The sequence below is a fragment of the Streptomyces sp. NPDC085900 genome (assembly GCF_044540925.1).
In the GTDB taxonomy this organism is placed as follows: domain Bacteria; phylum Actinomycetota; class Actinomycetes; order Streptomycetales; family Streptomycetaceae; genus Streptomyces; species Streptomyces gilvifuscus.
The window spans coordinates 459,798-472,476 of record NZ_JBITSP010000007.1 but is presented as its reverse complement, the minus strand read 5'-3'; the positions used below and the strand labels follow the sequence as shown (position 1 = coordinate 472,476).

Annotated in this window: 11 protein-coding genes and 1 pseudogene; 4 read left to right on the top strand and 8 right to left on the bottom strand. The window is 71.6% G+C overall.

Annotated features, from left to right (window positions below):
• Positions 1 to 239: 239 nt before the first annotated feature.
• Positions 240 to 911, top strand: coding sequence for an ABC transporter (locus ACIGDI_RS26200; protein WP_399901055.1), 672 nt, complete (start codon positions 240 to 242; stop codon positions 909 to 911).
• A gap of 16 nt (positions 912 to 927) precedes the next feature.
• Here ACIGDI_RS26200 and mshD read toward each other — a convergent pair whose 3' ends face one another.
• Complete coding sequence (gene mshD, locus ACIGDI_RS26195; protein ID WP_399901052.1) at positions 928 to 1,854, bottom strand: mycothiol synthase; 927 nt, start codon at positions 1,852 to 1,854, stop codon at positions 928 to 930.
• Between the two features lie 192 nt (positions 1,855 to 2,046).
• On the opposite strand from mshD, the gene ACIGDI_RS26190 reads away from it, so the two are divergent.
• From ACIGDI_RS26190 to ACIGDI_RS26180, 3 genes are all read left to right on the top strand, one after another.
• Positions 2,047 to 3,846 (top strand): bifunctional metallophosphatase/5'-nucleotidase, encoded by a 1,800-nt coding sequence (locus tag ACIGDI_RS26190; protein WP_399901049.1) that lies wholly within the window; start codon positions 2,047 to 2,049, stop codon positions 3,844 to 3,846.
• A gap of 395 nt (positions 3,847 to 4,241) precedes the next feature.
• Positions 4,242 to 4,367, top strand: a complete 126-nt coding sequence (locus tag ACIGDI_RS26185; RefSeq protein WP_399901046.1) for a hypothetical protein — start codon at positions 4,242 to 4,244, stop codon at positions 4,365 to 4,367.
• A 94-nt stretch (positions 4,368 to 4,461) separates the two neighbouring features.
• Positions 4,462 to 6,246, top strand: a complete 1,785-nt coding sequence (locus tag ACIGDI_RS26180; RefSeq protein ID WP_399901043.1) for an ABC transporter ATP-binding protein — start codon at positions 4,462 to 4,464, stop codon at positions 6,244 to 6,246.
• On the opposite strand, the gene ACIGDI_RS26175 is transcribed toward ACIGDI_RS26180, so the two are convergent.
• The 7 genes and pseudogenes from ACIGDI_RS26175 to ACIGDI_RS26145 all read right to left on the bottom strand — a co-directional run bounded on the left by ACIGDI_RS26175 (position 6,236) and on the right by ACIGDI_RS26145 (position 12,562).
• A complete protein-coding gene (locus tag ACIGDI_RS26175) occupies positions 6,236 to 6,949 on the bottom strand; it encodes a response regulator transcription factor (RefSeq protein ID WP_399901040.1) in 714 nt (237 codons plus the stop codon). The genes ACIGDI_RS26180 and ACIGDI_RS26175 overlap by 11 nt on opposite strands.
• A 55-nt stretch (positions 6,950 to 7,004) precedes the next feature.
• Positions 7,005 to 7,742 carry a PH domain-containing protein gene (locus ACIGDI_RS26170; RefSeq protein WP_399901037.1) on the bottom strand — a complete coding sequence of 246 codons (738 nt, stop codon included), beginning with the start codon at positions 7,740 to 7,742 and terminating at the stop codon, positions 7,005 to 7,007.
• 50 nt (positions 7,743 to 7,792) lie between these two features.
• Positions 7,793 to 8,836, bottom strand: a pseudogene (locus tag ACIGDI_RS26165) (pectinesterase family protein); the annotation flags it as partial.
• Positions 8,837 to 8,947: 111 nt separating this feature from the next.
• Positions 8,948 to 10,342: a sensor histidine kinase gene (locus ACIGDI_RS26160; protein ID WP_399901195.1), complete on the bottom strand. Its 1,395-nt coding sequence runs from the start codon at positions 10,340 to 10,342 to the stop codon at positions 8,948 to 8,950.
• Positions 10,343 to 10,392: 50 nt separating this feature from the next.
• Positions 10,393 to 11,130, bottom strand: coding sequence for a response regulator transcription factor (locus ACIGDI_RS26155; RefSeq protein WP_200703583.1), 738 nt, complete (start codon positions 11,128 to 11,130; stop codon positions 10,393 to 10,395).
• Between the two features lie 61 nt (positions 11,131 to 11,191).
• Entirely contained in the window at positions 11,192 to 11,371 is a 180-nt protein-coding gene (locus ACIGDI_RS26150) for a hypothetical protein (RefSeq protein WP_399901033.1), read from the bottom strand.
• Positions 11,372 to 11,404: 33 nt separating this feature from the next.
• The gene (locus tag ACIGDI_RS26145; RefSeq protein WP_399901030.1) at positions 11,405 to 12,562 is read right to left on the bottom strand and encodes a S1C family serine protease; all 1,158 of its coding nucleotides are present in this window, start codon (positions 12,560 to 12,562) and stop codon (positions 11,405 to 11,407) included.
• Positions 12,563 to 12,679 lie beyond the last annotated feature (117 nt).

Sequence of the window (12,679 nt, the reverse complement as noted above, 5' to 3'; positions counted from 1 at the left end):
GGGCGCCGGAAGGAGGCGCGGTGACGTGCGGAAGCTGATCGGGGCCGGCGCGGCCTGGCTGTTGGGGGTCGCGGTGGCGAGGGGAGGCGGGGACTCGTGCGAAGGCTGAGGAGGGTTTGTGCGGCGCGGAGACCGGGGGGTGTGGGTGCCGAAGGGAGGCGCGGTGACGTGCGGAAGCTGATCGGGGCCGGCGCGGCCTGGCTGTTGGGGGTCGCGGTGGCGAGGGGAGGCGGGGACTCGTGCGAAGGCTGATCGGGGAGTTGGTGGGGCCGGAGGGCCGGACGCTGCCGTGGCGGGCGCTGGTCGCGGGCAGCCTGCTGGGGCTGCTGCCGGTGGCCTTCTCCCGCCTGTCGGACGGGGCGCCCGATCCCTGGGCCGCCCTCACCCTCCTGCGGACCGCCGCCCTGGGCCACGCCCTCGCCCTGGCCTTCCTCCTGGACGACCCAGCCCGCCACACCACGGCGACGGTGCCGGTCCGGCGGCCGTTGCGCATCGCCCTCCGCCTCGCGCTGGTCACCCCGGTCACCGTGCTGTGGTGGACGGCCGTGGTCCTGCTCGTCCCGTCCTCGGTGCGCCCTCCCACGGGCGCCGTCACCCTGGAGGCGGCGGCGATCTGCGCCCTGGCGCTGGCCGGGGCCGCACTCGCCGTCCGCCTCGCGGACGAGCCGCGGCCGGGGCCGTCGGTGGCGGCGGCGCTGCTGCTCACGGCCCTCCTGGCCGTGCTGCTGTGGCCGGAGCGGTGGCCGCTGTTCACCTCGCCGGGGGACCCCAAGTGGGGCGAGGCGCACGAGCGGTGGGCGTGGCTGCTGGCCGGGTCGCTGCTGGTGCTGGGGGCGTGCCTGCCCGAGCCGGTGCGCAGAAGGGCGTGGCGCCGGGGGCGCCGGCCGTCCCTCAGCCCGTCCGGCGCCTGAGGACACCCCGGGCGGCTCAGGTCTCCGTGCGGTACATCAGGTCCGTCTCGTACGTGACGAACCCCAGCCGCTCGTAGACGGAGACGGCCGTCTTGTTGTCGGCGTCCACGTAGAGCATCGCGGTGGGCAGCCCCTGCCCCGCCAGATGCCGCAGCCCGATCGTGGTGAGCGCCTTGCCCAGGCCCCCGCCCTGCTCGCCGGGCCGCACGCCCAGCACGTACACCTCGCCCAGTCCCTCCTCGGCGTGCATCTTCGTCCAGTGGAATCCGATGAGTTCGTCGCCGCGGAAGGCGAGGAAGAACCCGGCCGGGTCGAACCACGGCTCGGCCTTGCGGTCGTCGAGGTCGCGCTGGGTGAGGGAGCCCTGTTCGGGGTGGTGGGCGAAGGCGGCGGCGTTCACCGCGAGCCACGCCGCGTCGTCGCGGCCGGGCACGAAGGCGCGGACCGTGACGCCCGGCGGCAGGACCGGGTCGGGCAGGTTCAGGTCGGTCAACGGCCGCCGCATCTGCCGCAGTTCGCGGAACAGCGTCAGACCGAGGACCTGTGCGAGGTGCCGCGCCGCCGAGTGCCCGCCGTGGGCCCACACCCGCAGCCGCTTGCCGGACGCGGCGAGGAGCGCCGTGCCGAGCGCCCGGCCGTGGCCGTGCCCGCGGTGGTCGGGGTGGACGACCAGCTCGGCCGCGGGCGCCTCGACCGGGTCGGTGTCCTCCAGCTGGGCGTAGCCCACGAGTTCACCGTCGACCGTGAGCAGCAGATGCGAGACCCCCTCACGTGCGCCGCCGCGCAGCTGCAGGCGCCCCTGTTCCGACACCGCCTGCCGGCCGTCGGCCCGGGCGGCCTCGGCCAGCAGCGCGAGCACGGCCTCGGTCTGCTCGCCGGTCAGCGCGGAGTGGGTCTCGATGGAGCGGGGGCGGCCCGTGCGTGCGGTGTCGTCGCTGGTCATGCGTACGAGGGTAAGGGGCGGCCGCGGCAAAGTGGCGGCACGGGACGAACGGAACCCAAAGGCAAAGCGGAGGACAAAGGGAAACCAGGATGTAACCAAGAACCCCCTGTTGTGCTACGCGCGTTGACCCTAGGCTGCGCCGGACGGAGCCGTGCCGTTCGGCGACATCCAGCAGACCCAACAGGGGGGCGCATGCCAGCCACTTCCCAGCCGTATCCGTACCGCAGACGCACCTACCGTCTGCTCGCCGCAGCCGCCGGTCTCGCCACCGTCGGCGCCCTGGCCGCCGCACTCCCGGCGGACGCGCACGAGAACAAGGGCGGCGGCCACCATCCGAGCCGCTACCAGGACGTGCAACTGCTGTCCTTCAACGACCTGCACGGCAACCTGGAGCCCCCGTCGGGCTCCTCCGGCCGGGTCACCGAACTGCAGGCGGACGGCACCACGAAGACGATCGACGCGGGCGGCGTCGAATACCTCGCGACCCATCTGCGCGAGGCCCGGCAGGGCAAGGCGTACTCCATCACGGCGGCCGGCGGCGACATGGTCGGTGCCTCCCCGCTGGTCTCGGGCCTCTTCCACGACGAGCCCACCATCGAGGCGCTCAACAAGCTCGACCTGGACGTCACCTCCGTCGGCAACCACGAGTTCGACGAGGGCTCCAAGGAGCTGAAGCGGCTGCAGTACGGCGGCTGCCACCCCACCGACGGCTGCTACACCGACGAGGGCTTCGAGGGCGCCGAGTTCCCCTACCTCGCCGCGAACGTCCTCGACGAGAAGACCAACAAGCCGATCCTCAAGCCGTACTGGGTCTGGAAGAAGAAGGACGTCCGGATCGGCTTCATCGGCGTGACCCTGGAGGACACCCCCGGTGTCGTCTCCGCGGACGGGGTCAAGGGCCTGAAGTTCAAGGACGAGGTCGAGACCATCGACAAGTACGCCAAGGTGCTGCGGGCCCAGGGCGTCAACTCCATCGTGGCCCTGATCCACGAGGGCGGGCTGCCGGCCTCCGGCGCGTACAACTACGACTGCGACTCCTCGGGCGCCGGCTCCGGCATCTCCGGCCCGATCGTGGACATCGCGAAGAACATCACCCCGTCCGTTGACGCGCTCGTCACCGGTCACACGCACGCGGCCTACGTCTGCACGATCCCGGACCCCTCGGGCAAGCCGCGCATGGTCACCTCGGCCGCGTCCTTCGGCCGCCTCTACACCGACACCACGCTGACCTACGACCGTCGCACCGGGGACATCGTCCGTACGGCGGTGAAGTCGGCGAACCACGTGGTGACCCGGACCGTCGCCAAGGCGCCGGACATGACCGAGCTGATCGGCCGCTGGAACACCCTCGCCGCGCCGGTCGGCAACCGTCCCATCGGCTACATCTCCGCCGACGTACCCAACACCGGCACCGAGTCCCCGATGGGCGACCTGATCGCCGACGCCCAGCTCGCGTACGGCAGGAAGCTGGACCCGGAGACCGACCTCGCGCTGATGAACCCGGGCGGTGTGCGGGCCGGCCTGACCTATGCGGCCAAGGGCGCCGAGGGCGACGGCGTCGTCACCTACGCCGAGGGCTTCACCGTGCAGCCGTTCTCCAACACGGTGAACCTGCAGGACTTCACGGGCGCCCAGCTGATCCAGGTGCTCAAGGAGCAGGTGAGCGGCACGAACACGGCGGCGCCGAAGATCCTGCAGCCGTCGGCCAACCTGACGTACACCCTCGACCTGACGAAGACGGGCGCGGACCGTGTGGTCACCGACTCCATCAGGCTGAACGGCGCCGCGATCGACCCGGCCGCCACCTACCGTGTCGCCACCAACAGCTTCCTCGCGGGCGGCGGCGACGGCTTCACCACGCTGGGCCAGGGCACGAACGACCTCGTCGGCACCGATGACCTGGCGGCGCTGGCGGAGTACCTGACCGCCAACTCCTCCGCGAGCGGCCCGCTCGCGCCTCCGGCCGCGAACCGCATCACGATCGTGCAGTAGCCGCCGCTTCCCCGGTCAGGGGCCCGGTGCCGACAGGCGCCGGGCCCCTTTCCTTTTAAATTCTGTGTAAGCGCGGGTTCGGTTCCTGAATTGACATAAGAATCTCTCACAGGATCAACTCAGGAACCTCTAAGTGGAATTGGCCTTTTTCGCTGTCGGGAATGCCGTAGTGTTTTCCATGTCGAAAGCGAACGGCGCAAACGACATCGAATCCAAGGAGAGCGCGATGAGCTTCCACAAGATCGCCCCGGTCAAGAAGCAGCACAAGCCCGCTCCGGCCGCCCCCAAGAAGCCGGCCCCGAAGAAGCCCGCCCCGAAGCGCCGACCGGTCGGCCATCAGCGCTGACGGAATTCTTACCCCAGATTCACGCACGTAAATAAGGAAAGGCACGGACATGAGCTTCAAGAAGATCGCCCCGGTGAAGAAGAACGACTGCAAGAAGGCCGCCCCGGCCGCCGCCAGGAAGCCGGCCCCGAAGAAGCCCGCCCCGAAGCGCCGCCCCGTCGGCCACGCGGGCTGAGGCACACCACGCGGCGGGGCCACCGGCGGGCGAACGAGCCCGCCAGGTGGCCCCGCCCGGCCATGTCCGCACCACATGAAGGGAGTTGTCGACGATGACAGAGGTCCGTGCGGCCTTCGGCCGGTTCTGGCCGCTGACCCGCGGCGACCGCAGATGGCTGGTGACGATCGTCGCCTGCGTGATCGTGTCCGCGATCGCCGAGACCGCCTCGATCCTGCTGTTCGCCGAACTCACCGACAACGCCCTGAAGGCCGGCTCGCTCTCCGCCTTCTGGGGACCGGCCGGCGCCTGGCTCGGCGTGGCCGCGCTCGGCGCCCTCGTCGGCTACCTCGGCAACTCGCTCGCCACCTGGACCGCGGAGAGATTCGTCCTGCGCCTGCGCGCCGGGGTGTTCCGGCACGTCCAGGACCTGCCGCCGCACTTCTTCCAACGGCACCGCCAGGGCGACCTGGTCGAGCGCCTCACCGGTGACGTCGAGGCCATCGAGCAGCTCGTCGTCTCCGGAGTCGTCGGCACGGTCTCCGCCGCCTTCTCCGCCGTCTTCTACGCCTGCGCCGCCCTCTACCTGCGCTGGGACCTGGCCCTGGCCACCTTCGTCCTCGCCCCCCTCTTCCTGCTCGCCGCCCGCCGGTTCTCCGGCCGCATCAAGACCGCCTCCCAGGACGAGCGGGTCGCCGACGGCGCCATCACCTCGGTGGTCGAGGAGTCACTGGGCAACATCGTCCTCACCCAGGCCTACAACCGCCGCGCGGACGAGGAGCGGCGGCTCGACCGCGAGGCCCGCGCCTGGATGCGGGCGAGCGTGCGCGGCGCCCGGCTCGGCGAGATGTACGAGCAGTTCGTCGAGGTCGTCGAGACCCTGTGCGTCCTCGCCGTGATCGGCCTGGGCGTCTGGGAGATCTCCGCCGGCCGCATGACCCTCGGTCAGCTCCTGGCCTTCGCCGCCTTCATCGGCTACCTCTACCCGCCGGTCCGCAGCCTCGGCCAGCTCGGACTCACCCTCACCGCGGCCACCGCGGGCGCCGAGCGGCTCAACGAGATCCTGGACGCCGAACCGGCCGTCGCGGACCCCGCCAGGCCGGTCGACGAGTGGCCCGTGCGCGGCTGGGTCGGCTTCCACGACGTCTCCTTCCGCTACCCCGAGTCCCGCCGCGCCTCCCTGCGCGACGTGACCTTCTCGGCGGGCCCCGGCGAGCTGGTGATCGTCACCGGATCGAGCGGCGCCGGCAAGTCGACCCTCTCCAAACTCCTCACCCGCTTCTACGACCCCGCCCAGGGCGTGATCACCCTCGACGGCGTCCCGCTCACCGACCTGTCCCTGCGCTTCCTGCGCGAGAACGTGGCCCTGCTGCCCCAGGAGACCCTGATCCTCAACGGCACCATCCGCGAGAACATCGCCTGCGGCCGCCCCGGCGCCGGCCAGGAGGAGATCGAGCGGGCGGCGCGGGAGGCGGCGGCGCACAACTTCATCACGGCACTGCCCGAGGGCTACGACACCCCCATCGCCCCCGGCACGGCTGCCCTCTCCGGCGGCCAGCTGCAGCGCATCGCCATCGCCCGCGCCATGCTGCGCGCCGCACCGGTCCTCGTCCTGGACGAGCCGACCGCGGGCCTGGACGCGGTGGCCGCCCGCCAGGTGGTGAGCCCGCTGCGCAAGCTGATGGCGGGCCGCACCACGATCATGATCACGCACGATCTGAGCCTGGCGCCGGACGCGGACCGCATCCTGGTCGTCGACCGCGGCCGGCTGGTGGAGACCGGCACCCACCGGGAACTCCTCGCGCGCGGCGGCGCCTACGCCGCCCTCGCCGAGCCGCTGCCGGACGCCGTGGCCGACCTGCCGCCGGCGCCGGACGAGACGATGATCCTCAGGTGGTAGTCCGCAGGGTGTAGCCGAGGCCCCGCACGGTCTGGATGAGCCGCGGTCCGCCGCGGCTCTCCAGCTTGCGGCGCAGGTACATCACGTACACGTCGAGGGTGTTGGACGTCGGCTCGAAGTCGAAGCCCCACACGTCCTTGAGGATCTGCCCGCGGCCGAGCACCCTGACCGGATGCCGCAGCAGGTACTCCAGCAGGCAGTACTCGGTCCTGGTGAGGTCGAGGGCGTGCGCGCCGCGGGTGACGGTGCGGGTCCGCAGGTCCATGGTGACGTCCTGGAAGACGAGCCGGTGCTCGGCCCCGGCCGGCGTCCCGGCGGCCGGGCACGGGGCACGCCGCAGCAACGCCCGTACCCGGGCGAGCAGTTCCTCGACCGCGAAGGGCTTCATCAGATAGCCGTCGGCCCCGTTGTCGAGGGCGACGATACGGTCGCCGACCGCGTCCCGGCCGGTGATCATCAGGATGGGGACGGTCGACCCGGAGGCCCGGATGCGCCGCGTCGCCGCCGGCCCGTCCAGGCCCGGCATCGTCACGTCCATCAGCACCAGGTCGGGCTCGCCGCCGTCCGCCCCGACCAGCTCCAGGACGGTACGGCCGTCCCCGGCGAGGAGCGTGTCGTACCCCTCGAACCTGAGCAGCCGCCCGATCCCCTCCCGCACGGCCTCGTCGTCGTCGGCCGGCAGAACCGTTGCCTTGCGCGCCATATGCACGCGGTGTGACGGACGGCTGTGCCGGACCTGGCAGAGGTGTGTGGGTGAGCTACGGCTGCGCGGCCGCGGGGCCGGTCGTCAGCCGTTGCAGGACGGCGCCGAGCGCCCCGAAGAAGGCCAGCGGCACGACCACGAGCAGCAGGAACAGGTGCTCGGGGCGGCCGGTGGCCACCTCCCAGATGTCGACCGCGAACATGGCGAAGAACACCACGATCGCGCTGTAGCCGGCCCGGGTCCACGCCTTGCGCCGGGCCGCACCCCGCCGGATGAGCTCCTCGACCCGCGGGGACGGCTCCCAGGCCAGGCTGCGGTACGGGGCGGCGGCCAGGCACAGCTCCGAGACCTCGGCGTAGGGGTCGCCCAACTGCCAGTCGTCGAGGTGCCAGAGCAGGTGCCGGCGGCCCTCGAAGTCGTACAGATAGGTCAGCCACCTCGGCCCCGACGAGCCCGAACCGCGCAGGGCGGGCTCGACCCGGATGTCGTACACGTCGGCCCAGTACCAGGACCGCGACCGCAGGCGACCCTGGACGCTGATGCCGGAGGCAGTGACCCGGGTGTACGCCCGCAGCTGCTCCAGGACGATCCGGACGAGGGTCGCCGTGAAGAGCACGCCCACCGACAAGGGCATCCAGAGCGGCGGGCCGTAGCGGTCGCCGTACGGATCACCGAAGCGGCCGGCGTGGAGGAGCGCGTTCCCGCCGATCAGCACGGCTATGCCGAGCTGCAGCCACGGCGGCCTGCGCCGTCTTCGGTACACCCGCTCGATCGCGTCCGTGTCCCCACCCATACGCCCACCCCAATCTGTTCGAGGTGATCGTAAGGCGGGGACCTTGGGCGTCAGGAGGCGGTCGGCGTCCAGTCGCCCAGCCAGTCCGCGACCTCCTGCTGGGCGGCCTGGGCGTCGGTCAGCTGGGGCCGGTCGGCGCTCGCCGCGCCCGAGCCCGCGCCGGTGTTCCTGTACTCGGCGAACCGGTCGTCCTTCCAGGAGAAGCCGCTCATGTCGGTCCACGGGGCGGTCCTGACCGCCGCGCTGAGGCTGGTGTTGCGGACGGTGGCCTGCGGGTCGAGGCTCGCGTCACCGCCGGCGTGCCAGGGCCGCCCGAGGTAGAACGAGCGGTCGGAGACGTCCCCGCTCACGGTGGAGTTGGCGATCAGGATGCCGTGGCGGCCCGCAGCGGTCGACGGGGCGGTGACGTATCCGGCGGAGGTGCCGTTGTAGCGCTTCTTCAGGGTGATGACCGACTTGTCGATCACGGCGGTCGCCCGGCCGAAGATGAAGTCGACGTTGCCGATGACGTAGGAGTCGGCCATGTAGACCCGGCCCAGCTTGTCCTTGGACGCGGTGTCGACGAGCAGGGTGTCCTGGTCCCCGCTGACGATGACACCGTCCAGGAACACCTTGTCGGCGCTGGTGCGCAGGGCGACGGCCTGCTGGGCGATGTCGGTGTGCGCGGCCTCGTCGAAGTCGTTGGAGATGGTCAGGTTGCGGGCCTGGAAGTCGTCGGCGTCCACGGCGACGGTCGCGCTGCCGCCGGTGCCGTACGTCCCCGAACCGTCGGGCTTCTGCGTGCCGGCCGCGTTGTTGTACACGATCACCGTGTCCTTGCGGCTGCCGCCGGTGCCCTGGACGGTGACGTGCGGCTTGTTCGCCGGGACCTTCACCAGCTCGCGGTACGTGCCCGGCTTGACGGAGATGACGACCCGCGAGGCGTTGTTCGCCGGTACGGCGTTCACCGCGGCCTGCACGGTCCTGTACTGACCGCTGCCGTCCTGGGCGACGGTGAGGGTGGTGGTGGCGGCGGACGCGCTCGCCTGGGTACCGGGGAGCAGGCCGTAGGCGGCGGCCGAGGTGGCCGCGAGGACGAGCGGGACGGCGACGGCGAGCGCGGCCTTGGGCCGGCGGTGCTGGGCCATGGGGGTTTCCGATCCGTGCGGGGACGATGACCGCTGATGGGTCGTCACCCCGCCGGGAAAGGTTGCCGGGTCGCCGTCCTACTGCGCCGAATCCGGCGGCGGCGTCGGCGCGCCCGGCAGCCGTACGGTCGCGACCGTTCCGCCGCCCTGCGCACGCTCCAGCGTCACCTCGCCGCCGACCTGCTGGACCGTGCGGACCACGATGGACAGGCCGAGCCCGGAACCGGGCAGCGCGCGGGCGCTCGGCGAACGCCAGAAGCGGTCGAAGACGTAGGGAAGTTCGTCCTCGGGGATGCCGGGGCCGTGGTCGCGGACGGTCAGCACGCCCTCGCTCAGCTGCACCTCGATGGTGCCGCCCTCCGGGCTGAACTTCACCGCGTTGTCGAGGATGTTGACGAGCGCCCGCTCCAGGGCGGAGGGCTCCGCGCGGACGTACCAGGGCTGGAGGTCGGCGGTGATCGTCAGCTCGGGGCCGCGGAGCCGGGCCCGGCGCAGGGCCGCCTCCGCGGTGTCCTGCAGCGACACCACCTGCACGCGCTCGCCCCGCTGCCCCTCCGACCTCGACAGCTCCTGCAGATCCCCGATCAGCGACGCCAGTTCGGTCATCTGCGCCTTCACAGAGGCCAGCAGCGCCTTGCGGTCGGCCTCGGGGATGGGGCGGCCGGTCTCCTCGCTGCGGGTGAGGAGCTCGATGTTGGTGCGCAGGGAGGTGAGGGGCGTACGCAGCTCGTGACCGGCGTCCGCGATGAGCTGCTGCTGCAGCTCGCGGGAGCTGGCCAGCGAGGAGGTCATCGAGTTGAAGGAACGGGACAGCCGGGCCACCTCGTCCTCGGCGTCGTCCTCCACGGGGATGCGAATACCGAGGTCCTCGGTCCGGGCGACGTGCTCCACGGCCTCGGTGAGCTTGTCGACGGGCCGCAGCCCGGCCCGCGCGACGGCGAGACCGGCGGCACCTGCGCCCAGGACTCCGATGCCGGAGACGAGGAGAAGGATCAGAGCGAGGTCGTTGAGGGTGTTCTGGGTGCTCTTCAGAGGGACGGCGACGACGAGTCCGACGTTGGGTCCCACTGCTCCGCTGGCGGTGGTCGTGGGACCCAGCGGCTGGGTCATCACGCGCACGTCATTGCCGTTCTCGTCGGTCCCGTTGCGGAAGTAGACCTCCCCGACGTCCCCTTCCTTGATCTCGCTCTTGTCGGCCTTGGTGACCTTGATGACACTCGCCGAGTCCTGCGTGACACAGACCCGCCCGTCCTGCGTCACCACCTGGGAGCTGGTGTTCCCGAAGAACCTGCCGTTCGGCTGTGCCGTCTTGGAGCAGTTGTTCAGGGCGTCCTGCGCCTTACTGATCTGAGGCCCTCGCATGCCTCGCTGCAAATCGGCGTTGACCTGCTCGTACAACTTCCCCTGCACGATGAACCAACAGGTCACCGACACCGCCGCCACCGCGAACGCGACCGCCGCGGCGACCAGCATCGCCAGTCGGGAGCGGATCGGCAGTGTCTGGAAGCGCCGTAGGACCTTCTTCACTCCGCCCCGCCCTGCCGCAGCACGTACCCCACGCCCCGCACGGTGTGCACGAGCCGCGGCTCGCCGCCCGCCTCCGTCTTGCGGCGCAGGTACATCACGTACACGTCCAGCGAGTTGGAGGACGGCTCGAAGTCGAAGCCCCACACCGCCTTCAGGATCTGCTCCCGGGTCAGCACCTGCCGCGGGTGCGCCATGAACATCTCCAGGAGGGTGAACTCCGTGCGGGTCAGCTCCACCTGCCGCCCGCCCCGCGTCACCTCCCGCGTCGCCAGATCCATCCGCAGGTCGGCGAAGGTGAGCGCCTCGTCCTCGTCGGCCGTGCCGGCACCGGCCGCCGCGGCGTAGGAGCTGCGCCGCAGCAGCGCGCGGACGCGGGCGAAGAGCTCGTCCAGCTCGAACGGCTTGACGAGGTAGTCGTCGGCGCCCGCGTCGAGCCCGGTGACACGGTCGCCGACCGTGTCGCGGGCCGTCAGCATCAGGATCGGCGTGGTGTCGCCCGCGCCGCGGATGCGGCGGGCGGCGGTGAGGCCGTCCATGCGGGGCATCTGGATGTCGAGGACCACGAGGTCGGGGCGGTAGGCGGTGGCCTTGTCGAGGGCGTCGGCGCCGTCGACCGCGACCTCGGTGTCGTACCCCTCGAAGGCGAGGCTGCGCTGGAGTGCTTCGCGCACGGCCGGCTCGTCGTCGACGATCAGGATGCGCTGCGGTTCACGGTCGCCGTCGGCGGGGCTCATGGAATCCGGTTCCTCGGGTGCGGTGGGGTGCGGGGGCTGACGATCTCAGCGTCGCACGGTTTCAGCCTCGTACGGTACGGCGGCGGGTGCGGCCGGCCGTCGCCCGTCGCCCGGCGACGAGGGCGGGGGCCACCTCCGGGGCGCGGGCCGCCGGTGCGTGCAGTTCGTACGCCACCTCGAGGGCCAGGGTGAAGGCGGCCGGGCCGGCGACGGCGCCGGGGTGGGAGACCTGCTTGATCATGACGTACTCCTTGCTGTCGCGGTGGTTCGTGGGTCAGCTGGTGGAGCCCGAGCGGAGCGTGGCCAGGTCGGCCTTGACGGTGTTGATCGGGATGGCGAAGCCGAGGCCGATGCTGCCGGCGTCCGAGGAAGACGAGCCCGAGGACGAACTGGCGGAGTACATGGCGGAGTTGATGCCGATGATGTTGCCGCCGGCGTCGATCAGCGCGCCGCCGGAGTTGCCGGGGTTGAGGGAGGCGTCCGTCTGGATCGCCTTGTAGGTGGTGGTGGAAGAGCCGGTGTCGCCGTTGAACTGGCGGCCGCCGAACTGGAACGGCCAGTTGTCGCCGCCACCGCCCTGCTGCTGGCCCTGGCTCTCGTCGGTGGAGACGGTCACGTCACGGTTGAGGGCGGAGACGATGCCGCTGGTGACGGTGCCGGACAGGCCCTCGGGGGAGCCGATCGCCACGACCGTGTCGCCGACCTGGACGCCGCTGGAGTTGCCGAGGGTGGCCGGCTTGAGGCCGGAGGCGCCCTCCAGCTTGATCAGGGCGAGGTCCTTCTTGCTGTCGGTGCCGACGACCTTCGCGGTGTACGACTTGCCGGCGCTGGTCGTCACCTTGATCGACTGGGCGCCGGAGACGACGTGGTTGTTGGTGACGATCTCGCCGTCACTGGTGATGATCACACCGGAGCCGGTGGAGGTGCCGTTGCTCAGCGTGGCGCTGACCTCGACGACGCTCGGGCTGACGGCCGAGGCGATGGAGGCGACGTCGCCCTTCTTGCTGGAGGGCACCACGCTGGTCGTCGTGGAGCTGGTGGCGACGGTGTCGCTGCCGGTCAGCTCCTGGAAGGCGTACGCGGTGCCGCCGCCTATCGCCGCGGCCACGATCGCCACGGCGGCCAGCAGGGCGAGGGGGCCCCGGGTGCGCTTCTTCGCGGCCGGCGCTGCCCCGGGCGCCGGCTCGGCGGGCACGGTGGGCAGCACCGCCGTACCGCCGCCGTGGCCGCCGCCCTCTCCGCCCGCCATGGCCTGGGCGCCGCCCGGCCACACGGTGGTGTTCGGCGCGACGCTGACCGGCTCCGCCTGCGCGGGCCGGTGCGCCGGCGGGGGCGGCCACTCCGGGTTCACGGGGGAGGAGTGCTGCTGGGCGCCCTGGTAAGGGTTCTCGTACTGCTCGTACTCGCCGTCGCGGCGGAAGCTCTCGGTCATGACATCGAGCTTGGCGCGCGACCATGAGAGCTTCCTGAGTGCCCGCTGAGAACGCCGCCAGAACCTCGTATGCCCGATATAAAGCCGAATACGGCGGCGGGCGGGGGTCTCTCAGAA

Bases quoted from the DNA above. Each gene is read 5' to 3' on its own strand.
- ACIGDI_RS26170 (WP_399901037.1), bottom strand. From the start codon at position 7,742: ATGGGTGGGGACACGGACGCGATCGAGCGGGTGTACCGAAGACGGCGC.
- ACIGDI_RS26155 (WP_200703583.1), bottom strand. From the start codon at position 11,130: ATGAGCCCCGCCGACGGCGACCGTGAACCGCAGCGCATCCTGATCGTC.
- ACIGDI_RS26175 (WP_399901040.1), bottom strand. From the start codon at position 6,949: ATGGCGCGCAAGGCAACGGTTCTGCCGGCCGACGACGACGAGGCCGTG.
- ACIGDI_RS26180 (WP_399901043.1), top strand. From the start codon at position 4,462: ATGACAGAGGTCCGTGCGGCCTTCGGCCGGTTCTGGCCGCTGACCCGC.
- ACIGDI_RS26185 (WP_399901046.1), top strand. From the start codon at position 4,242: ATGAGCTTCAAGAAGATCGCCCCGGTGAAGAAGAACGACTGCAAGAAG.
- mshD (WP_399901052.1), bottom strand. From the start codon at position 1,854: ATGACCAGCGACGACACCGCACGCACGGGCCGCCCCCGCTCCATCGAG.
- ACIGDI_RS26145 (WP_399901030.1), bottom strand. From the start codon at position 12,562: ATGACCGAGAGCTTCCGCCGCGACGGCGAGTACGAGCAGTACGAGAAC.
- ACIGDI_RS26190 (WP_399901049.1), top strand. From the start codon at position 2,047: ATGCCAGCCACTTCCCAGCCGTATCCGTACCGCAGACGCACCTACCGT.
- ACIGDI_RS26160 (WP_399901195.1), bottom strand. From the start codon at position 10,342: ATGCTGGTCGCCGCGGCGGTCGCGTTCGCGGTGGCGGCGGTGTCGGTG.
- ACIGDI_RS26150 (WP_399901033.1), bottom strand. From the start codon at position 11,371: ATGATCAAGCAGGTCTCCCACCCCGGCGCCGTCGCCGGCCCGGCCGCC.